Source organism: Nocardia sp. NPDC019219, assembly GCF_040632645.1.
GTDB lineage: Bacteria > Actinomycetota > Actinomycetes > Mycobacteriales > Mycobacteriaceae > Nocardia > Nocardia sputorum.
This window is the reverse complement of record NZ_JBEYCG010000004.1, coordinates 69,982-90,220: the sequence shown is the minus strand read 5'-3', so window position 1 is coordinate 90,220 and position 20,239 is coordinate 69,982. Positions and strand designations below refer to the sequence as shown.

General features: G+C 68.6%; 19 protein-coding genes and 1 tRNA gene. 10 read left to right on the top strand and 10 right to left on the bottom strand.

Translation table 11 applies throughout. The features are described from left to right. Window positions 1-598: 598 nt before the first annotated feature. Genes ABZ552_RS09815 through ABZ552_RS09800 form a run of 4 tightly spaced genes read left to right on the top strand, consistent with a single transcriptional unit; the run spans window position 599 to window position 2,353 of the window. The gene (locus tag ABZ552_RS09815) at window positions 599-1,024 is read left to right on the top strand and encodes a hypothetical protein (protein WP_350356368.1); all 426 of its coding nucleotides are present in this window, start codon (window positions 599-601) and stop codon (window positions 1,022-1,024) included. After that, the gene (locus tag ABZ552_RS09810; protein ID WP_350356367.1) at window positions 1,021-1,320 is read left to right on the top strand and encodes an SH3-like domain-containing protein; all 300 of its coding nucleotides are present in this window, start codon (window positions 1,021-1,023) and stop codon (window positions 1,318-1,320) included. Before ABZ552_RS09815 ends, ABZ552_RS09810 begins: the two co-directional genes overlap by 4 nt. Further along, window positions 1,317-2,027 carry a thiocyanate hydrolase subunit gamma gene (gene scnC, locus ABZ552_RS09805; RefSeq protein ID WP_281878025.1) on the top strand — a complete coding sequence of 237 codons (711 nt, stop codon included), beginning with the start codon at window positions 1,317-1,319 and terminating at the stop codon, window positions 2,025-2,027. The genes ABZ552_RS09810 and scnC overlap by 4 nt, the downstream gene beginning before the upstream one ends. Beyond that, window positions 2,024-2,353 carry an SH3-like domain-containing protein gene (locus ABZ552_RS09800; protein WP_281878024.1) on the top strand — a complete coding sequence of 110 codons (330 nt, stop codon included), beginning with the start codon at window positions 2,024-2,026 and terminating at the stop codon, window positions 2,351-2,353. The genes scnC and ABZ552_RS09800 overlap by 4 nt, the downstream gene beginning before the upstream one ends. Window positions 2,354-2,477: 124 nt before the next feature. Here ABZ552_RS09800 and ABZ552_RS09795 read toward each other — a convergent pair. After that, a tRNA-Met gene (locus ABZ552_RS09795) sits at window positions 2,478-2,551 on the bottom strand. A 533-nt stretch (window positions 2,552-3,084) separates the two neighbouring features. Between ABZ552_RS09795 and ABZ552_RS09790 the strand changes: the two genes are divergently transcribed. Further along, on the top strand, window positions 3,085-3,630 hold the full coding sequence (locus ABZ552_RS09790) for a transglycosylase family protein (protein ID WP_281878023.1): 546 nt from the start codon (window positions 3,085-3,087) through the stop codon (window positions 3,628-3,630). 88 nt (window positions 3,631-3,718) lie between these two features. Here ABZ552_RS09790 and ABZ552_RS09785 read toward each other — a convergent pair whose 3' ends face one another. Further along, window positions 3,719-6,718: a UPF0182 family protein gene (locus ABZ552_RS09785; RefSeq protein WP_281878022.1), complete on the bottom strand. Its 3,000-nt coding sequence runs from the start codon at window positions 6,716-6,718 to the stop codon at window positions 3,719-3,721. Between the two features lie 210 nt (window positions 6,719-6,928). On the opposite strand from ABZ552_RS09785, the gene ABZ552_RS09780 reads away from it, so the two are divergent. Beyond that, window positions 6,929-7,510, top strand: a complete 582-nt coding sequence (locus tag ABZ552_RS09780; RefSeq protein ID WP_281878021.1) for a PPA1309 family protein — start codon at window positions 6,929-6,931, stop codon at window positions 7,508-7,510. 152 nt (window positions 7,511-7,662) lie between these two features. Here ABZ552_RS09780 and ABZ552_RS09775 read toward each other — a convergent pair whose 3' ends face one another. Further along, complete coding sequence (locus ABZ552_RS09775) at window positions 7,663-8,688, bottom strand: PDZ domain-containing protein (protein ID WP_281878019.1); 1,026 nt, start codon at window positions 8,686-8,688, stop codon at window positions 7,663-7,665. Between the two features lie 127 nt (window positions 8,689-8,815). On the opposite strand from ABZ552_RS09775, the gene ABZ552_RS09770 reads away from it, so the two are divergent. The 3 genes from ABZ552_RS09770 to ABZ552_RS09760 all read left to right on the top strand — a co-directional run bounded on the left by ABZ552_RS09770 (window position 8,816) and on the right by ABZ552_RS09760 (window position 12,581). Beyond that, on the top strand, window positions 8,816-10,228 hold the full coding sequence (locus tag ABZ552_RS09770; RefSeq protein ID WP_281878018.1) for a zinc-dependent metalloprotease: 1,413 nt from the start codon (window positions 8,816-8,818) through the stop codon (window positions 10,226-10,228). A gap of 85 nt (window positions 10,229-10,313) precedes the next feature. Continuing rightward, on the top strand, window positions 10,314-11,189 hold the full coding sequence (locus tag ABZ552_RS09765; RefSeq protein WP_357436420.1) for a hypothetical protein: 876 nt from the start codon (window positions 10,314-10,316) through the stop codon (window positions 11,187-11,189). 48 nt (window positions 11,190-11,237) lie between these two features. Then, window positions 11,238-12,581, top strand: a complete 1,344-nt coding sequence (locus tag ABZ552_RS09760) for an AarF/UbiB family protein (RefSeq protein WP_281917486.1) — start codon at window positions 11,238-11,240, stop codon at window positions 12,579-12,581. Window positions 12,582-12,948: 367 nt separating this feature from the next. On the opposite strand, the gene ABZ552_RS09755 is transcribed toward ABZ552_RS09760, so the two are convergent. The 5 genes from ABZ552_RS09755 to ABZ552_RS09735 form a co-directional block, all read right to left on the bottom strand. Continuing rightward, window positions 12,949-13,233: a WhiB family transcriptional regulator gene (locus tag ABZ552_RS09755; RefSeq protein ID WP_281880792.1), complete on the bottom strand. Its 285-nt coding sequence runs from the start codon at window positions 13,231-13,233 to the stop codon at window positions 12,949-12,951. Between the two features lie 627 nt (window positions 13,234-13,860). Continuing rightward, window positions 13,861-16,008: an ATP-dependent DNA helicase UvrD2 gene (locus tag ABZ552_RS09750; RefSeq protein WP_281919512.1), complete on the bottom strand. Its 2,148-nt coding sequence runs from the start codon at window positions 16,006-16,008 to the stop codon at window positions 13,861-13,863. A gap of 255 nt (window positions 16,009-16,263) precedes the next feature. Beyond that, window positions 16,264-16,728, bottom strand: a complete 465-nt coding sequence (locus ABZ552_RS09745) for a MarR family transcriptional regulator (RefSeq protein ID WP_281917485.1) — start codon at window positions 16,726-16,728, stop codon at window positions 16,264-16,266. 9 nt (window positions 16,729-16,737) lie between these two features. Further along, window positions 16,738-17,148: an EVE domain-containing protein gene (locus tag ABZ552_RS09740; protein ID WP_357436807.1), complete on the bottom strand. Its 411-nt coding sequence runs from the start codon at window positions 17,146-17,148 to the stop codon at window positions 16,738-16,740. Between the two features lie 158 nt (window positions 17,149-17,306). After that, window positions 17,307-17,729: an SRPBCC family protein gene (locus ABZ552_RS09735; protein WP_281917483.1), complete on the bottom strand. Its 423-nt coding sequence runs from the start codon at window positions 17,727-17,729 to the stop codon at window positions 17,307-17,309. An 87-nt stretch (window positions 17,730-17,816) separates the two neighbouring features. Here ABZ552_RS09735 and ABZ552_RS09730 point away from each other — a divergent pair, with 87 nt between their 5' ends. Then, a complete protein-coding gene (locus tag ABZ552_RS09730; RefSeq protein WP_063024381.1) occupies window positions 17,817-18,080 on the top strand; it encodes a mycoredoxin in 264 nt (87 codons plus the stop codon). A gap of 42 nt (window positions 18,081-18,122) precedes the next feature. On the opposite strand, the gene nudC is transcribed toward ABZ552_RS09730, so the two are convergent. Together nudC and ABZ552_RS09720 are read right to left on the bottom strand one after the other, a co-directional pair. After that, the gene (gene nudC, locus ABZ552_RS09725) at window positions 18,123-19,028 is read right to left on the bottom strand and encodes an NAD(+) diphosphatase (RefSeq protein WP_281878008.1); all 906 of its coding nucleotides are present in this window, start codon (window positions 19,026-19,028) and stop codon (window positions 18,123-18,125) included. A gap of 47 nt (window positions 19,029-19,075) precedes the next feature. Next, window positions 19,076-20,131 carry a potassium channel protein gene (locus tag ABZ552_RS09720; RefSeq protein WP_281878006.1) on the bottom strand — a complete coding sequence of 352 codons (1,056 nt, stop codon included), beginning with the start codon at window positions 20,129-20,131 and terminating at the stop codon, window positions 19,076-19,078. Window positions 20,132-20,239: the final 108 nt, after the last annotated feature.

The following is a 20,239-nucleotide window of genomic DNA, read 5'->3' as shown; positions in this document are numbered from 1 at the left end:
CCGAGACAGCCGGCACACGGCTAGTCAACCATCAGCATTCCGTTGGAGTGAGCCGATTCGGCCGGAGCGCCGCGTCGCGCTCGCGCGCCTGGAACCCAGGTGAAAAACCCCCTACACAGATCAGTCCCCGGTAGTCTCGTCGAAACCGTGAGCCTCAGTCGTCGCTGAATACTCCGGTATTTCGGCTGGCTTGCCGGGGGCCTAGCCGGATCCTGGGTCGGTTGCCTTCACTGCCTGCCGACGTCTCAGCTGGCAGTGCGCTCACCTACCGGTGTTCCGGTGTAATGACTAGTCTCCTCCACATTTCCGGCTAGTCAAGAGCCTGATCCGAGAGGATGCGCGCCGTCGCCCCGCGCCGCAGTCATCCTTCAGCAAATCGATCTTGACGTGTACCCTTGGCTTCCGAACCATGTGATTGTGACTGGGGTCACACCCCCCCGCCTGACTGCACCCGCCTGCCCGATGGCCGGGCCGGCCGTCCCGCTGGAGTCCCCATGGCGCTCGTTTCCACTCCCGCCTCGATGAGTGGCGGCGCGTGCCCATACACCCGCCGCGAACGCCGCGCCGGAGACACCGGATCCGTCACTTCGGAGACATCATGAGCGCACCGAACCGATTCGACGAGTTGCAGCATCGCGTCGCGGACCTCGCACCGGTCTTCCGCGAACCGCTGGACTCCCCCTACGAGATCTCCAACGAATTGTTCGCCGCCCTCCGGCACGTGCTGCACGACGTGGGCGGACAGCCGGACATCCCGGTCGAATACCGGGAGAAGGAGGAACAGCCCTGGGAGATGAGCACCTACGTCACCTGCGAATGCCTCGGCTGGCGCGGCGTGTGGAATTCCGAAGAACGCAGGCGAGCGGAGAACGACCTGGGCGCGACGTTGTACTTCGGTCTCCCCTACTACGCGCGCTGGGCGACCGTCGCCGCGAAGACCTTGGTCGCCAAGGGTCTGATCACCCCCGACGAACTGTCGGCCAAGCTGGACGAAGTACGCGCCCGACTGGAGGCGCGCGCATGAGCAGGAAGTACCGAATCGGCGATCGTGTGCGGGTCCGCGACGCCACGTCGATGTTCCACACCCGCACCCAGGCCTACACCCGGGGGCACACCGGGGTCGTCGTCGAGCACCGCCCGGAGTGGATCATCCCGGAGGACGAGGCGTGGGGACGCGAGGACGGTCGCGTCGAACCGTTCTACGTCGTGCGATTCCGTCAGAGAGATTTGTGGCCCACATACACCGGCTTCGACGTCGACACCCTGGAGACGGAGGTCTCCGAGCGCTGGCTCGAGCCCGCGGAGGAGGATGCCCAGTGAGCCGGACCCACGATCACGACGCGCACGCGCCGATCCGGACGAGCGAGGAGATCAGCGAGTTCGAAGTGCTCGAGACGGCGGTCCGGGAACTCGCCATCGAGAAGGGCCTGTTCTCCCAGGAGGACCACCGCCGGTTCAGCGAGTGGGCCGAATCGGTCGGGCCGCACGGCGGGTCGAAACTCGTGGCCAAGGCGTGGACCGATCCCGAGTTCAAGGCGCGCCTGCTCGCCGACGGGACCGAGACGTGCAAGGAGGTCGGCATCGACTGGCGCGATCCGACCGGGTCCGGGACACCGAGCGACTACACCTACTTCTACGTACTGGAGAACACGCCGCAGGTGCACAACGTCATCGTGTGCACGCTGTGCTCGTGCTATCCGCGGCCGGTGCTGGGGATGTCCCCGGATTGGTATCGCACGCCCAACTACCGTCGCCGCATGGTGCGCCGGCCCCGCGAGGTGCTCGCCGAATTCGGCTTGCATTTCCCGCCCGACGTGGAGATCCGGGTGCACGATTCGAACCAGAAGTCGCGGTTCATGGTGCTGCCGATGCGCCCCGAGGGCACCGAGGGCTGGACCGAGGAGCAGCTGGCCGCCATCGTCACCCGGGACACCATGATCGGTGTGGCGCTGCCCCAGGTCGATTGGACCGCGCAGCAGCCACCGAACCGAGTCGAGTCCGCCACGAGGAAGGAGGGACGCCGGTGACGAGCGGTCCGTACGAAGTCCTGCTGAGCGCCTTGGATCCCGCGGCGCGCCGGGAGAGTGCGCTGCCCGAACTCGATCGCGCACCCGACCCGTGGGAGTCGAGCATGCAGGCCACCTGCGAATGCCTCTCTTGGCGCGGCGCCCTGGACAACCTGGAACGCCGTCATGCCGAGGACGCCCTGGGCGAGACGATCTATCAGGATTTCCCGGTACGCAGTCGCTCGGTGGTCGTCACCGCGCACACGCTGATGGAGCGCGGCGTGATCACGCCGGAGGAGCTCCGCGCCCGCATGGACGCCGTGCGGGAGCGCTTGCACCGGCAATAGCCGCAACCGGGACCAGCGGGAGGGTCGGAGCCGCATGTCGGCCGACTCCTCGATGGCCACCCGCTGGGGCATCGAACGCAAACGAAACGGCCCGGAACCTCGTGGTTCCGGGCCGTTTCGCTAGTAGCGGGGACAGGATTTGAACCTGCGACCTCTGGGTTATGAGCCCAGCGAGCTACCGAGCTGCTCCACCCCGCGTCGGTGAACACAACATTACACACGCGTTCGCTGAGACTGCAAATCGCCAGCTCAGGTGCGGTTTCGGGAAGGTGAACAGGCCGCGGAACGCCGGCCAGGAGCCGACGCCGGCGCCCCGGAAATACCAGGCCGCAACCGCGGCCCGGAAGACACGCCCCGACGCCGCGCCCCACAAGATTTGCCACGAGATAACCACTTCAAACGTGATGTACTTCACTATATCGCAGTGATCTCACTCACATAACGATGCGATAACGTACGATCACCACAGCGTGTTGATGACGTTTCCCACCAGGAAAAACGGGGATATTCGGGTTATTCGCTTCATGCAATTCCGACGTTATCCAGATGTGATCTGCTGAGATTTCTTCGTTACCGTCACTCCACGGCCCGGATCATCCGAGACGGGCTCGAACTCGAACCGCCGAACACCGGTGACCCTGTCCCGCGGTTCGAGGATCCCCGACGACCTGGGGACAGGGACACGGCAGTAATTCGTCGCCGTGCCGGCGGGCGCAGGGAGGGAAACGACCATGACTGAGAACCGGAAGATCAGCACCCGCGCCTTCGGCCTCGCCGCCATCACCGGCGCACTTGTTGCCGTCCCGTTCGCATTCTCCACCGCTTCCGCCTCCGCGGCGACCCACGACTGGGACGGCGTCGCGCAGTGTGAGAGCGGTGGCAACTGGGGGATCAACACCGGAAACGGCTACTACGGCGGCCTGCAGTTCTCGCAGAGCACCTGGGCGGCCAACGGTGGCAAGGGCTCGGCCCACACCGCGAGCAAGGAAGAGCAGATCCGCGTAGCGGAGAACGTGCTCGCCACCCAGGGCCCCGGCGCCTGGCCGTCCTGCGGCAAGTACCTGCGCCCGGGCACCTCCGCGCCCGAGCCGCTCGTCGAGGCGGAGGAACTCCCCGCCGTGCCCGAACCCGCCCAGCCCGCCGTGAGCGCCGCGCAGTCGGTGATCGAGCAGGCCGAGTCCGCCGCGGCCGACCTCGCCGAGCAGTACGGCGTGCGGGACCAGCTCCAGCAGATCCTCAGCCAGAACAGCGCGCTGATCGACTCGCTCGGTCGCTGACGTCTCCCGCGTCACGAATACGAAGACGCCGCCATCGGCACGATGGCGGCGTCTTTCGTATCAGTGCCTCTCCGACCGGTGTCGCCGGTCAGCGACCCGCGTCCTGATACGCCTTGACGGCGGCTTCCAGCTCGTCCAGCGCCCGGCCGAAGTCCTGGAAGTTCCCGCTGCGCATGGCGTTTCGCACGTTCTCGATCTTGCGGTTGAGCTCGGCCGCCGCGGCGTCCTTGGCCGAGGACGATCCCGGCGCGGGCGGCGGCACCGACGCGGGCGGCGGGGTCGACGCGGCGCCGGTCCCGTTGTTGCCCTCGGCGGGCGCCGGAGCGGTGCCCGGCTTCGGCCTGGTGCCCGAGTCACCGCCGAACGGTGTCGCCAGCGTGCCCGCGCCCGGGATGACCTGGTTCAGCGCGTCCGTCAAGGTCGAGGCGTAGCCCACCTTGACGTTGCCCGCCTCGTCCCGATAGCTCACCAGCACCCGCAGCAGCTGCGGGAAGGTCGCCGTGTTCGGCCCGGTGTTGCGTTCGTTGTAGAACGGCTCCACGTAGAGAATGCCGCCGTCGGCGACCGGCAAGGTCAGCAGATTGCCATATTTGATTTTGTTCGAATTCGACAGCAGCGTCTTCTCGCGTGACACATCCGGCGAGGTCGTCATCCGGTTCTGCGTCTGCTGCGGACCCAATGTCTGTGTGTCCGTGGGCAATCGGAGAATCGTGAATTTGCCGTACCCGTCCGGGTCGGAGCGCACCGAGATATAGGCGGCGAGATAAGGCCGGTTGTAGCCGGTCATCGCGCTGGTCAAATTGAACGTCGGCTTGTTGGTTTTCGGGTCGCCGAGCAGCACGTAATACGGCGGCTGGTTGGCGGTGGTGCCGCCCTCGGTGGTCGGATCGGCGGGCACCGACCAGAAGGCGTTGTTGGTGAAGAACTCTCGGGGATCGTCCACGTGATACTTCGACAGCATCTCGCGCTGCACCTTGAACAGATCCTCCGGGTAGCGGAAGTGCGCCCGCAGTTCCGGCGAGATCTCGCTCTCCGGCTTCACCGCGCCCGGGAACACTCCGCGCCAGGCCTTCAGCACCGGGTCCGACGAGTCCACCTCGTAGAGCGTGACGCTGCCGTCGTACGCGTCGACCGTCGCTTTCACCGAGTTGCGGATGTAGCTGACCTCCTTGCGCGGCAGCAACCGCCCGGTCTTCTTGTCGATGCTGTCCTCCAGCGCGCCCTCCAGCGAGGTGGTCTGCGCGTACGGGTAGTTGTCCAGTGTGGTGTAGGCGTCCACGATCCAGACGATCCGCCCGTCGACAACCGCGGGATAGGCGTTCCCGTCGGTGGTCAGCCATGGCGCGACCTTCTGCACCCGTTCGCGCGGGCTGCGGTTGAAGATGATCTTCGAGTCCTCGGCGATGGCGGAGGAGAACAGGATGTTGCGCTCGGCGTACTTGGCCGCGAAGGCGAGGCGGTTGAACCAGTTGCCGATCGGCACGCCGCCCTTGCCGGTGTAGGTGTATTGCGCGACGTCCGAGTCGTATTCGCGCGGACGCTGGCCGTCCGTCGCGCCGACGATCGCGTAGTCCGGGTTGGCCTGCGAGATCAGCTCCCCGAAATACACCCGCGGCTGGTCCACCTTGATCCGCTGCTTGTCCGCGGGCGTGAACAGGTCGCTCACCATGAAGATCGGGTAACCGCCGTCGCCGCTGCCGCCCGCGGCGTTCGGATCGTCCGACGGCGGCTTGTTCACCCGGTTGGCGGGAGCGGCGACGAAGCCGTTGCCGTGGGTGTACACGGTGTGCCGGTTGATCCAGTCGGTCTGGTTGCCGCTCAGCGCCGCGGGCGAGAGCTCCCGGGCGGCGACGATGTAGTCCTGCACGTCACCGTCGAGGTTGTAGCGGTCGATGTCCAGCGACTCCGGGAAGCCGTAGAAGTTCTTCAGCTGGCGCAGCTGCGTGAAGGTGGGCGAGAGGATGTTCGGGTCCAGCAGCCTGGCGTTGCCGATGGTCGCGGCGTCCACCGGTACCTCGAGCGGGCTCTTGCTGCTCTCGCCCTTGTAGTCCTTGTAATCGATCCGGTCGTTGGTGATGCCGAACGCCTGCCTGGTGGCGGCGATGTTGCGTTCGATGTACTCGCTCTCCTTGTCCGCGGCGTTGGGCCGCACGGAGAACTGTTCGACCACCAGCGGCCACACCGCGCCGACCAGGATCGAGGACAGCACCAGCAGCGCGGCGGCCATCGCGGGCACCCGCAGATCGCGCAGCACGATGCCGGCGAAGAAGGCCAGCGCGCAGATCACCGCGATGGACAGCAGGATGAGCTTGGCGGGCAGCACCGCGTTGATGTCGGTGAACGAACCGCCGGTGAAGGTGGGTTCCTTCCGGCTGCTGGAGAGCAGTTCGTATCGGTCGAACCAGTACGCGATCGCCTTGAGCAGCACGAAGGTTCCGGCCAGCAGCGCCAGCTGGATCCGCGCGGCGCGGGTGAGCGTGCCCTCGCGGCCGGTCAGGCGCAGCCCGCCGAAGACGTAGTGGGTGACCAGGCTGGCGAAGAACGCGATGACCACCGCGACGAACAGCCAGTTCAGCACCATGCGGTAGAAGGGCAGGTCGAAGGCGTAGAACCCGACGTCGAGGCCGAATTCCGGGTCCTTCTCGCCGAACGATCCGCCGTTGAGGAACAGCTGCACCGTCACCCAGTTCGACTGCGCCACCAGACCCGACAGGAGGCCGAGCAGCACCGGGATGCCGACGCCGAACAGCCGCAGCCTGCTCATCACCGTGGTGCGGTAGCGCGCGATGGGATCGTTCGGGCCCGCCACCGGCACGAACACCGGCCTGGACCGGTAGGCCAGCAGCAGCGCCAGCCAGACCACCAGCCCGACGAAGGCCGCCACGGCCAGGAATAGCAGGACCCGGGTCCGCAACACCGTGAGGTACACGTTGCGGAAGCCGACCTCGCCGAACCACAGCCAATTCGTGTAGGTGTCCGTCAGCCGCGGCCCGAGCAGCAGCAACGCCGCGAGGACGATGGCCGCCACCAGCAGCACACGGCTGCGTCGGGACAGCGAAGGTAAGCCGGTGGGGGGCCGCATGCCCACGATGCCACTCTCCAAGGTCCGGCGACGCTCGCACCGATACGCCCGGCCGATGCGTCGCAGTCCGATGTTGCGGGTGGTCCTTCCGGACCGTCCCGGCCCACTCTACGGAAATCGGACACCATCCAGCTGGCAGGGTTGCGCTTGCCGCGCCGGGGAACCGATCGTCCGGGTTTCCGGCGGCTCCGGCGGGCGGTTTGATTGGATATTCGCGTGACCCCAGACCTGCACGCCGAACTCGTCCTTGCCCGATCCGTCCGGGAGGTGGCGGAATTCGTCGACGCCGAGGGGTGGGGCCGTCCCCCGCAGATGTTCGCCCTGGTGCCGACCGCGGACCTGGTCGCGGCGCAGCCGGAACTGGAGGACCAGCTCGACGGCGGCGACGAGCTGACGCCGGTCGCCCAGGAGGCTTTCCCGGACGACATCACCGGCGGCTCGATCGCGTTGGACGAATTCCTGGCCACCACCAGCTGGCCGCCCGCGGTCCGGGGTTGCGTGCTGGTGCAGGAGATCGTGGTGCTGCCGCCGGACGCCGAATCGACGCTCGACGACGCGCTCGCCCCGTTGCTGGCCGACCATGACGCGGCCGACGCGGCCGCGCGCGCCGCCGCCGAAGCGCACCCGGAGCGCCGGGAGGCCCGGTTGTTCGCCGCCGTGCTGCGCGACGGCGCGTCGCTGTGCCTGTTGCAGCTGCGCCCCGAGGACGACGCCGACGATTTCGGCGATCTCGACCTGCGCACCTACCCCAACCTGGCACCGAATCTGGTCGAGGCGCTGCACCATACGCTCGAGTGAACTACTGCCCGGTGCCGGTCGGGCGCGCCGCGGCACCGGCTGCGCCGGGCGAGTGCGCGCGACCTGCACCTGCGGTGCGGCCCACACTCTTGCGGGTGACTACCCGGTCGCCCCGAGCGCCTGGAGCGGGTCACCGACCGCACGGTGCCGCATCAGCCGCAGCTGACCGGCTCCTTGCCCGCGCTGATCTCATTGAGCGACTGCACGGCGCCGGTGAGGTTCTCGACGCGCACCAGCCGCAGGCCGTCCGGGGTCCGCTGCTTGGCTTCGTTGCAGTTGGCGGCGGGAACCAGGAAGGTCTCCGCACCGGCCTCCCGCGCGGCCATCATCTTGTACTGGATGCCGCCGATCGGGCCGACCTTGCCGTCCTGATCAATGGTCCCGGTGCCCGCCACGAATTTGCCGCTGTCCAGCTCGCCGGGGGTGAGCTTGTCGATCAGGGCCAGGCTGAACATCAGGCCCGCCGAGGGTCCTCCGATGTCGGCGAGGTTGAAGGCCACCTGCATCGGCGGGCGGGCGCCCTCGCCCGGCGTCACGCCGAGGTAGCCCTTGGCCGGGTCGCCGGGGCGGGCGCCGAGGACGATCGTCGCGGTCTGCTCGGCGTTGTCGCGCCGGTACACCACGGTCAGCGTGCTGCCGGGCGCCTGGGCCCCGACCGCGGTGACGACGTCCTTGGGCGTCGCGACCGGGGTGCCGTTGATGCTGACCAGTTCGTCACCGGCACGCAGCGCGTCATGGGCGGGCCCGTCGTCGGCCACCTTGCGCAGCAGCACGACCGTGGGCAGGTTCAGGTAGTGCAGGGCGGCGACCTCGGCGTTGCCCTCGGAGTCCTTGAAGTCCTCCTGGTTGGACTTGTCGATCTCCTCGCGGGACACGCCCGGCGGGTAGACCTCCGAGCGCGGCACCAGGCCGTGCTTGCCGCTGGCCCAGAAGCCGAACGCCTCGAAGATGCTCAGCCCGTCCCGCACCGACACCGTGGTCATGTTGAGATGGCCCGTGGTCGGATCGACCTCGGTGCCCCGGACGTCGACGACTTCCTTGCCGTCCACTTGGCCGAGGGTGTTGAAGGTGGGCCCGGGACCGAGTGCGACGTACGGCACAGTCAGCACACTGCCGGCGACACCGAGCACGAGCACCGGGATCAGAGCGGCGACCAGGGTGAGGATCCGACGATTCACCCGGACCACAGTAATGACAACCGGCGGCGCGAGGCACCGGAGGCGGTCATTTCACCCGGGCGCGCCGCCACCGGTTTCGCGCCGCGCGAACACGGGGACGCTGTGCTACGCGCGTAACGTGAAGGGCATGAACGACCTCCCCTTCGGATTCTCGAACCGCGACGACGACGATCGCAAGCGCGGTGACGAGCCGAGCGGTCCCGGCCCGAACGATCCGTTCGGGTTCGGTATCGGTGGGTCCGGCGCGGGCGGATTCGACCCGGCGCAGCTCGGGCAGATGCTGACCTCGCTCGGCCAGATGCTCAGCGGCATGGGTCAGCCGGGCTCCGCGCAGGCCGGGCCGGTGAACTACGACGTCGCCAAGCGGCTGGCCCGTCAACAGCTCGGCTCGGCCGTCGCCCCGGTGACCGCGGGCGCCGCGAGCGCCGTGGCCGACGCCGCGCACCTCGCCGAACTCTGGCTCGACAGCGCGACCACCCTCCCCGCCGGTGCAGGCAAGACCGTGGCGTGGACCGCCAACGATTGGATCGAGCAGACTCTGTCCACCTGGCAGCGCCTGTGCGACCCGGTCGCCGAGCAGATCTCGGGGATGTGGACCGCGGCGCTGCCGGAGGAGGCCAGGCAGTTCGCCGCGCCGATGGTCGGCATGCTGGGCCAGATGGGCGGTCTGGCGTTCGGTTCGCAGCTCGGCCAGGCGCTCGGGCAACTCGCCAAAGAGGTGCTGACCTCCACCGACATCGGCCTCCCGCTCGGGCCCACCGGCACCGCGGCGCTGCTGCCCGCGGCGATCTCGGAATTCAGCGCGGGGCTGGAACAGCCGGAGAGCGAGATCCTGGTCTTCCTCGCCGCGCGAGAAGCCGCTCACCAGCGCCTGTTCGCGCACGTGCCGTGGCTGCGCCAGCAGGTGCTCGGCGCGGTCGAGGACTACGCGCGCGGCATCCGGATGGACTTCTCCGCGATGGAGCAGGCCGCGCAGGGCATCGACCCGATGTCGCTGACCGATCCCGCGAAGCTCGAGGAGATCCTGGCGCAGGGCACCTTCGAGCCGCAGACCACACCCGAGCAGAAGCAGGCGCTGGAACGCCTGGAGACGCTGCTGGCGCTCATCGAGGGCTGGGTGCAGGTAGTGGTGGCCGACGCCGTCGGCGATCGGTTGCCCGGCGCGGGCGCGCTGGCCGAGACGCTGCGCAGGCGGCGGGCCACCGGCGGCCCCGCGGAGCAGACCTTCGCGACGCTGGTCGGCCTGGAATTGCGTCCGCGCAAGCTGCGTGAGGCGGCCGCGTTGTGGCGCAGGCTCACCGACGACGCGGGCATGACCGCGCGCGACCGCGTGTGGGCGCACCCGGACCTCCTGCCGGATTCCGACGATCTGGACTCCCCCGCGGGCTTCATCGACTCGGTGATCGGCGGCGGCGCGGCCGTGTTCGACGATCCGCTCGCGCAACTAGCCGAAACCGAGGCCCGCGAGCAGGCCGCGCGCGAACGCAAGGACGACGACGGCGGCACCGACCTGGGCGAAGAGGGCGGCGCATCGTCCTGATCCACACTGTGGATGAAGCGAAACCCTGTGGATAACTACGGGTTTCGGTGTAGGTCGGCCGCCACGCGGTCCGCATACTGATGACATGACAACGATGTGTCGCGGTCCGCGATTGCGGCCGAGGGTGACCGTGCTGGTCCGCCCGAGTGGTGTCGTGCAACTCGGGTGCGATCCGGAAACCGCGGTGGTGCTCGATCCGGAAGGCATGGACGCCGAGACCGTCGTCACGTTCCTGCGCCTGCTCGACGGTCTGCGTACCAAGCCGCAGATCGTCTGGCGAGCCGGCGAATGCGGGATCGAGGCCGAACGCGCCGTGGCATTGCTCACGCTGGTCGACGAAGCCGGCCTGCTGGACCATCCAGAGGATCGCGCCGCGCAGGTGCGGGCGGTGCGGGTGCACGGGCTCGGTCCGCTGTCGGACGCGGTGTCGGCCGGGTTGCGCGCGCTCGGCTTGCGGCCGAGCCGTTCTCGCGACTACCCCTCCGGCACGGCCACGGTACGGTCCTGGGGAGCGGACCTCGTGGTGCTCGCCGACACACTGATGCCCGATCCACGGCTGGTGAGCGATCTGGTGCTGCACCGGATCCCGCACCTGCAACTGCGCATCCGCGACAACAAGGGCGTCATCGGGCCCTTGGTACTCCCCGGCGTCACCAGCTGCCTGCGCTGCGCGGACCTGATCCGCGCGCAGAACGACGCCGAATGGCCGCATCTGGCGGCGCAGCTGCTGGGCCGCGTCGGACACGCGTCCCCCGCCGGGATCGCGGCGACCGCGGCCGTCGCGCTGAGCGAGTTGGAGGCGATCATCGACTGCTCGCCGCGACGCGCTCCGGCTACGTTGGACGCCACGCTGGAACTGGATCTGGATTCACACGTCCTCGATCGGCGCGAGTGGGACCGCCATCCCACATGCGCGTGTGTGCACGTTTCCGCAGGACACAGCCTCGGAAGCCGACCGTGATCAAGATTGCGATGGCCGATCGGCCGGTCTGTCCGCCATGATGGGTACGTGTCTGAGATCGTGCGCCGTCGCTCGTCCCGTAACGCCAAGTTGGCCAAGATTCCGCTCGGCATCGCCGGTCGGGCGGCCGTGGGGTTCGGCAAGAAGCTCGCCGGAGGCGACAAGTCCGAGATCAACGCGCAGCTCAATCAGAAGGCCGCCGAGCAGCTGTTCACGGTCCTGGGTGAGCTGAAGGGCGGCGCGATGAAGTTCGGGCAGGCACTCAGCGTGATGGAGGCCGCGGTACCGGAGGAGTTCGGCGAGCACTACCGGGAGGCACTCACCAAACTGCAGGCCGCCGCGCCGCCGATGCCGGCCGCCACCGTCCACCGGGTGCTCGACCAGCAGCTCGGCACCCAATGGCGTACCCGCTTCCGCGAGTTCGACGACAGCCCGGCGGCGTCGGCCAGCATCGGGCAGGTGCACCGGGCGGTGTGGTCGGACGGGCGCACCGTCGCGGTGAAGGTGCAGTACCCCGGCGCCGACGAGGCGCTGCGCGCGGACCTCAAAACGTTGTCCCGGATGTCCGGTCTGGTCGCGTCCGTGATCCCCGGGGCGGACGTCAAGCCGATCCTCGCCGAGATCACCGAACGCACCGAGGAAGAGTTGGACTACCGCAACGAAGCGGCCAACCAGCGCGCCTTCGCCAAGGGCTTCGACGGGCACGGCGAGATCGTGGTGCCGAAGGTGGTGGCGAGCGCGCCGAAGGTGATCGTCACCGAATGGCTGGACGGTGTCGCCGTCTCCTCGATCATCAAGCAGGGCGCCGAGGATCCCGCGGGCACCCTCGCGCTGCGCAACCGTGTCGCGGGACTGATGGGCCGGTTCCACTTCTCGTCCCCCGAGGTCATCGGGCTCCTGCATGCCGACCCACACCCGGGCAATTTCATGATGCTGCCCGACGGCAGGCTCGCGGTGATCGATTTCGGCGCCTGCGCGCCGATGCCCGACGGCTTTCCGCCGGTGTTGGGCCGGATGCTGGCCCTCGCAGTCGAGGAGCGCTTCGCCGAACTCACCGAACTGCTGTACGACCACGGCTGGGTGATCCCCGGCCGGGTGGTCACCCACCAGGAGATCGCCGACTACCTGCGGCCGTTCACCGACCCGATCCAGACCGACTCGTTCCACTTCACCCGCAGATGGATGCAGCGGGTGGCGGGCAAGGCTTCGGAGTTGTCCAGCCCGGAAATGAAAACCGCACGGGCACTGCAACTTCCGGCCGAGTACGTGATGATCTTCCGCGTGCTCGGCGGCTCCGTAGGCATCCTGGCGCAACTCGACGCCGAGCTGCCGTTCATGCAACTCGTCCGCACCTGGATGCCCGGCTTCCGCGAGGAGCGCAATTCCGCTTGAGCGCGGCCCGGCACATGTCGGCCGGTCGGAAGCGTCCGGCGACTGAGGGGCCGACCAACCCCGAGCAGTTCGACGCCTCCTCAGACACTCGAGGGACCGAGCAGAAGCTCACGGCGTCGCGGCGGTCTTTGTAGCGCCGCGTCCTCGAACGCAATCTCGACTTCGAGCCTCCGAAATCCGCGACTGAGCACGGTCGCTTCGACCACTCGTCCACGCCGCGATGGTGCCACCGCGACGAGGAACGCAGAGCAGCCGCCCACCTGGCGACGGTGGGCGGCTGGTCTGCTTTCTCGTTCGTTGGCTCGGCCCGTGCCGGGACCGACCGAATCGAGCACATCGACCGGAGGGAGGGAAATCACTCCCCGGCTCATGCCGGGACCGCGACCTTGCGCGGACGACCACGGGGACGCTTGCGGGCGATCACGACACCCTGGTCGAAGATCTCCCCGCCCCAAACACCCCACGGCTCACGACGATCCATGGCGGCGCTCAGGCAGCCCTTGCGGATCGGGCAGGTCGCGCACAGCGCCTTGGCCTGCTCCAACTGGACCGGGCTCTCGGCGAACCAGAGGTCCGGATCTCCAGCACGGCAGGGCAGGACCTTGGCGATCTCCTGGGTCCGAGTAGTCGACGCCACGGTTCGGCATGTCACGTCAGTAGTGGCCTGCGGCCAACCCTGTGCGGTGAACACGTCGTTCTCCTTCAGCTCGTTTGCAGCGGTTCGTGTGTTGTGGCGAAACCGGTGCCGGTCGGCTGAAGGGCCGGAGAATACTGGCCACGGTTTCGCTGTCGTGCGATCCGTGGCCAGGAGGTCGGGGAGGAGTTCCCTACCTAGGTCGACATCTCTGTCGAGTCCTGTTCACGGTCGCTGGGTGTGCGGTGCGGAGGCGTGCTGCCCGCGGATCCGCCGGCTCGAAGCCGGCTTCATCCGCGAAGACACCGACTGCTGCCTCGGCAGCCGTCGGGTGCCAGCCCGCGCTGGGCTTGCCCTGAATCCGGGTACGGACAGAGGTGTGCATCGCAGCGGAATTCGCTTGCGAGACGCACGTGCCGAACGCACCGATTCCGGACAGACCGATCCCCTGCAAGGCGAGGATCCCCCGGGAGGCCGCCATGGGCGCATAGACCGCAACGCCACTGGCGCCGAAGTTCATGATGTTGTCCACTGCTCTGCCTCCCTCCTGTACTCGTTGTGTGTCGGTAACTGTGCGCGCCGAGATGCCCTCCCGGTGCGTGGAATCCACCATAGGCAAGATCGTCGAGCGCGACAACCTATTTTCTACCTGCGGTTTTGTGATGTGGATCGAATCCGGGACGCGACGATGGCCAGTACGTCGGCGCCGAACTGGTCGATCTTCTTCGCGCCGATGCCCGCGATCGCGGCCAAGGCGGCGTCGTCGGCGGGCAGTTGTTCGGCGATCGCGGTGAGCGTGGTGTCGGTGAACACGACGAATTCGCGGACCCGCAGCGCCTCCGCCTTCTCCGCACGCCAATCACGCAGTGCCGCAAGCAATTCGGCGTCCAGTTCGGCCGGGCAGCGACGGCAGCGCCCGAGCATGGTCGCGTACGTGCCGATCAGCGGTTTCGCGCAGACCCGGCAGGTCGGGCGGACGCCGTTCGCGGCCTTCGGCGGGGCCGCGATCCGCGACGCGGGCGAATCGTCGGGGACGAGGCCGCTGAGGAACCGGGAACGGCGCCGGGTGCGCCTACCGCCTTCGTTCCTGGCCAGCGCCCAGGACAGCCGCAGATGTTCGCGCGCCCTGGTGACTCCTACGTAGAGCAGCCGCCGTTCCTCCTCGAGCGCCGCCGCGTCGGCGACCGAGCCGTCGTCGGCGAGGACGTGCGCGATCGGCATGGTGCCGTCGGAGAGGCCGACGAGAAACACCGCGTCCCACTCCAGGCCCTTGGCGGCGTGCAGCGAGGCCAGCGTGACCCCCTGCACGGTGGGTGGATGCCTCGCCTCGGCGCGGGTCGCGAGCTCGCGCAGCAGCCCGGGCAGGTCGAGCCGGTCGTCGTGGCCGACCAGCTCCTCGGTCAGCCGCACCAGCGCCACCAGCGAGGCCCAGCGTTCGCGCGCCTGGGCGCCCGCGGGCTCGGTGGCGGTGAGACCGAGCGGGGCGAGCACCGCGCGAACCAGGGTGACCAGGGCACTGCCGCTGCGCGACTGGTCGGGCAGATCGTCGCGGGACGCGGCCTGCCGCAACGCCTGCACGGCCTGCCTCACCTCGGCACGCGCGAAGAAGCCCTCGCCGCCGCGCACCTGGTAGGGAATGCCACGTTCGGTGAGCGCCTGCTCGTAACTCTCCGACTGCGCGTTGATCCGATAGAGCACGGCGATCTCGGCGGCCGGTGTGCCCGCCTGGATGAGCCGGCCGATCGCCTCCGCCACTGCCGCGGCCTCTGCGGGCACGTCGTCGTATTCGGCGAAAACCGGCTCCGGTCCGTCGGCTCGCTGGCCGATCAATTGCAGCCTGGTACCCGCGATGCGCCCGCGCGCCGCTCCGATCACCCGATTGGCCAGCGACACCACCTGCGGGGTCGAGCGATAGTCGCGTTCCAGACGGACCACCGTGGCCTCGGGGAAGCGACGGGAGAAGTCGAGCAGATAGCTCGGCGTGGCGCCGGTGAACGAATAGATCGTCTGGTTGGCGTCGCCGACGACGGTCAGGTCGTCGCGGTCGCCGAGCCACGCGTCGAGCACGCGCTGTTGCAGCGGCGTGACGTCCTGATACTCGTCGACGACGAAGCTGCGGTAGCGGCCGCGGAACTCGTCGGCCACGGCCGGGTAGTCCTCCAAGGCGGCCGCCGTATGCAGCAGCAGGTCGTCGAAATCCAGCAGCAACCCGTCCGGCGTCGCCTTGAGCTTCTCGTAACCCGCGTAGACATCGGCGACACGCAATGCCTCATAGGGTGTCTCGCGCCGCTGCTTCGCGACCGCCGCCACGTAGTCCTCCGGCGCGATGAGCGAGCCCTTCGCCCACTCGATTTCGCTCAGCAGGTCGCGGACGCTGTCGGTGGCCGTGGACAGCCCGGCCCGGTGCGCCGCCTGCGCGACGATCGGGAACTTGGCGTCGATCAGCCGCCAAGGCACGTCACCGACGATCTGCGGCCAGAAATACTTCAGCTGCCGCAACGCCGCCGCGTGGAACGTCCGTGCCTGCACCTGGGTCGCTTCGCCGCCGAGGCCGAGTGCCCGTAGCCGGGTGCGCAACTCCCCCGCCGCCCGCGCGGTGAACGTCACCGCGAGCACCTGGTCCGCCTTGACCTGCCCCTGCGCGATCAGATGCGCGATGCGATAGGTGATGGTCCTGGTCTTGCCGGTACCCGCGCCCGCGAGCACGCACACCGGACCGCGCGGGGCGCGCACGGCGGCGGCCTGCTCGGGATCGAGGTCTGCGAGGTCGAGAGCGGGCACGCGGTCCATCATGACAGCGCCCACCGACACGCACGGCGGCGCCTTCGCGACCTCGCGGTCGGCTCGCCGCCGTATCGCCTCGTGTGTGCTCGACTTGTTGCGCGTGCCCCATCAGAGGCTTCCAGGATGGCGTGTTCTGCCGAGAATTCGCACCGACCCGCGCACGGGGTCGCGGGGTCGCGCTTGCCGATGCGCCGATCACTCGGGATCCGCGGTCCCTCGCGCGCGGGGAGCACGAACGGTCGGGACTTAGCGGGCACGGACGGATCAGCGGTCGCGCAGCAACCGTAGGGAACGCACGAAGGCGCTCGTCCGATCGTCGAGCGGGCCGAAGAACTTCGCGTCACACGCCTCGACCGCGACGATGGCCCGGTTGACCAGCGCGACGCCGGCTTCGGTGGCAACCAGGGCCTTGGCCCGGCGATCGGTCGGGTGGTCGCGGCGTTCGATCAATTTCTTCTGCGCCAGCGCGCGCAGTACCTGGGAGGTCATCATCGGGTCGGTGGCGGCGTAGTCGGCCAGGTCACGTTGCCGGACCGGATCCGTGCGGCCCGCCGCGAGATAGGTGAGCGAAGCCAGCAGCACGAATTGCACGTGGGTCAGGTCGAAAGGGGCGAGCGCCGCCCGCTGCGCGGCCTGCCAGCGATTGGTCACCTGCCACAGCAGCAGGCCGGGGCTTTCCTCGGCTGTGCGGAATCTGGAGCGCAGCATTCCGTCCCCCACTTCGTGCATCGGCCTCCCTCACTCGTCCGTCATCGCCCGCGCGATCAGCGTGTAGTCGTGCGGGCTGAGTTCTATCAGGCCGCGGCGCAGGATCATTCCCCAGTTCGGCGCGCTGGTGAATTCCAGGGCCTCGCGCAGCGCCTCGATCGGAATCTCGCGCGCGCCGGCTCGGTAGCTCACCCCGCGACGCCAGGGCTGGAAGCAACCGCCGTCCTGCGGGTCGGCCTGCCAGGCCGGACGGTCGTCGATGGTGCCGATCGCGGTGAACGAGCGCACCGGCGCTCCCGCGCGCATGCCCTCCCGCGCCGAGTAGTAGACCAATCCGTCGCCCGGCCGCATACGTTCCACCGCCGCGCGCTTGCCATGGTTGGCCTGGGCGATGCCTAGCTCTACACCGCGCCGGACATGTTCCCTGGACACGACCGCCAGCCAATACCTCGCGCTCGAGCCGGGGCAGCCGCGGTCGGCGGTCGGATCCCCGCGCCGCTCCCGAGCCCCCGCCTCGAGGCGACCGGCCCCGCTCCGCCGCGCCTCGCTGACGCGGGAATCCGCCCCGGGGACGGCGGCGTTCTTCCCGCGCATGCCGCTCACGCCGCGACCCCCTCGGCGACGGCGACCAGTGCGTCGAGGTCGGGTTGCACGGATTCCGCCAGGCCCGCGCCCAGGATTCTGGTCCACAGCCGGCGCAATGGTCCGTCGATCGAGACGGTCACCGTGATCGTGGTGCCGCTCTCGGCGACGGTGACCTCGTGGGCGAAGGTGAGCCGCGCGCCGAGCAACCGGGAGACGTCGACGAACTCGCGGTCGGTGAGGCGTGCGACGACGAACCGGATGTTCGGACCGCCCTTCGGCCGCAACGTCCCGGTGGCGCCCTCGGCGAACGGTCCGTCCAGGCGCACCCACTCGGTGTCGGTGTTCCATTCCGGCCAGGTGGCCATGTCCGCCCAGCGAGCGAAGAAGGCGGTCGGCGGAGCATCGGAGGTGGCGTATGCAGTGGCGATGATCGTCATACATTTAGTATGCGCACATACTAAATGGAGTGCAAGACCATCCGAGACGATCCGAGTCGGAACAGTGCGCGGCCCTCCGGTGTTGCAGTGTCCGTGACTGACGCGAACCCCACCCTGACGATGTACTCGACCACCTGGTGCGGCTACTGCCGCAGGCTCAAGAAGCAGCTGGACGAGGCGGGCATCACCTATGTCGAGATCGACATCGAGGACGACCCGGCGTCGGCCGAGTTCGTCGGCAGCGTGAACGGGGGCAACCACGTCGTGCCCACCGTGAAGTTCGCCGACGGCTCCACCGCGACGAACCCGTCGCTGGCGACCGTCAAGCAGGTCCTCGCCGGACTGTCCTGATCAGCCGACGCGCGCGGGTCGCGCTGCCCGCGCGCGGGTGCGCTAGTCGAGCGCGGCCCAGGATTCGATGATGGTGCGAGCGATCGAGATCGAACCGGGCAGCAGCAGCTGGGCGCCCTCGCCCCGCTTCGACCAGTCGCCCACCGCCAGCGCTTCGCGCACCTGCGCGCGCGTGAACCAGGCGGCCTCGGCGATCTCCCCGTCGGAGAAGACGAGCGGCTGTTCCGGATCGGCGACCGCCGCGAAGCCCAGCATGAGCGAGCGCGGGAACGGCCACGGCTGGCTGCCCAAGTAGCTGATCTCGCGCACGTCGAGACCGACTTCCTCGCGCATCTCCCGCTCCACGCAGCGCTCCAGCGACTCGCCCGCCTCGACGAATCCCGCCAGCAGCGAGAACAGCGATTCCGGCCAGGCGTGCTGGCGGGCGAGCAGCGCCCGGTCGCCGCCGTCGTGGATCAAGCAGATCACCGCCGGATCGATGCGCGGGAACTCCTCGTAGCCGCTCTCGGTGACGCGCGACCAACCGCCCTTCGCCGAGGTGGTCACTGTGCCGTCCGCACCGTGGAATCCGGCCTTGTCGTGCCAGTTCAACAGCGCGATCGCGGTGGACAGCAACCCGGCGGTGCGGTCGTCGACGGCGCCGCCCGCCAGCGCGCGCAAGTCGGTGAGCGTGCCCTCGAGCTCCGGATCGCGCACCGCCCAGAGATGGATGCCGTCCTCGACCCCGAGGAACACCGCGGCCGGGCTCGGCTCCGCGGACAACTCCAGGGCCGGTTCCAGGAGCAGGACACCGTCCTCCAAGCGCACCTGCCCGCGGCGATTGACACGCAAGAGTTTGGCGTCGGCCCAGCCCTCCTTCAGAGCCTGCGCGTCACCTCGAATCGGCTCGGCTCGATCGATCACGGAACGAGACAGCAGCGGAACACCATTGAGCTGAAAAGCCGACACGCTTCGAGACTATCGCGCCCGAGCTACCGCTCAGCTCGCGGCGTGTGTCACTTGCCCGCCCGGCGGATGTACAGCAGCTTGTCGCCGGCGTCGACCGCGTCGACTTCCGGCTCGCCCACCCGGTAGAGCACCCCGTCGCGCACCACGCCGAGGACGATGTCGCTGAGATGCCGTGGCGAACCGCCGATCTCGGACGACTCCACCTCGCGTTCCGCGACGGCGAAACCCTCCTCCGGGGTGAGCAGGTCTTCCATCATCTCCACGACCGTGGGCGTGGTGGTCGCGATGCCGAGCAACCGGCCCGCCGTCTCCGACGACACCACCACCGAGTTCGCGCCGGACTGCCGCACCAGGTGGGTGTTCTCCGCCTCCCGGATCGACACCACGATCTTGGCGGCCTTGTTCAGTTCCCGGGCGGTCAGGGTGACCAGCACGGCGGTGTCATCCCGATTGGTGGCGACCACCACCGAGTCGGCGTGCTGCACACCGGCCAGCCGGAGCACATCGGATTGGGAAGCCGACCCGTGCACCGTGACCAGGCCGGCGTTGGCGGCCGCCTCCAAAGCGACCACGTCGGTGTCGACCACGACGATGTCGGCGGGCTGCACCCCGTCGCCGAGCATGGCGTCGATCGCCGTCCGCCCCTTCGTGCCGTATCCGACGACCACGGTGTGATTGCGCACGGTGTGCCTCCATCGCTGAATCTTGAAAGCCTGCCGGGAACGTTCGGTCAGCACGCCCAGTGTGGTTCCGACCAGGACGATCAGGAACAGGATGCGCAGCGGGGTGATGACGACGATGTTCGCCAGCCGCGCCTCGGGCGTCACCGGATGGATGTCGCCGTATCCGGTGGTCGACAGCGACACCGTCGCGTAGTAGAACGCGTCCAGGAACGACAGTTCATTACCCGAGTTGTCGTGGTAGCCCTCGCGCCCGAGATACACCACCAGCGCGGCCAGGAACAGCAGCGCCGTAGCGAACAGCACCCGCCTGGTCAGCGAGATCCACGGGCTGCTCTGCACTTCCGGGATGCGCAGCACACCGACCAGGGCGAAATCGGGACGGCTGGCCAGCCCCAGGCCGCGCGCTCGCTCACCGAACACCGGACGCACCCGTCATCTCGTCGCTCGTGTCGGTCATCCCCGGTATTCCTTGTCCCTCCGGCACAGCAGGGGAGCCTACTGTGTTTGTTTTTCCAGCGCCTGCGGCGC

Coding starts and splice junctions, on each gene's coding strand:
- ABZ552_RS09815 (WP_350356368.1), top strand. CDS start 599: ATGAGCGCACCGAACCGATTCGACGAGTTGCAGCATCGCGTCGCGGAC.
- ABZ552_RS09810 (WP_350356367.1), top strand. CDS start 1,021: ATGAGCAGGAAGTACCGAATCGGCGATCGTGTGCGGGTCCGCGACGCC.
- ABZ552_RS09790 (WP_281878023.1), top strand. CDS start 3,085: ATGACTGAGAACCGGAAGATCAGCACCCGCGCCTTCGGCCTCGCCGCC.
- ABZ552_RS09770 (WP_281878018.1), top strand. CDS start 8,816: ATGAACGACCTCCCCTTCGGATTCTCGAACCGCGACGACGACGATCGC.
- ABZ552_RS09765 (WP_357436420.1), top strand. CDS start 10,314: ATGACAACGATGTGTCGCGGTCCGCGATTGCGGCCGAGGGTGACCGTG.
- ABZ552_RS09750 (WP_281919512.1), bottom strand. CDS start 16,008: ATGATGGACCGCGTGCCCGCTCTCGACCTCGCAGACCTCGATCCCGAG.
- ABZ552_RS09745 (WP_281917485.1), bottom strand. CDS start 16,728: ATGCACGAAGTGGGGGACGGAATGCTGCGCTCCAGATTCCGCACAGCC.
- ABZ552_RS09735 (WP_281917483.1), bottom strand. CDS start 17,729: ATGACGATCATCGCCACTGCATACGCCACCTCCGATGCTCCGCCGACC.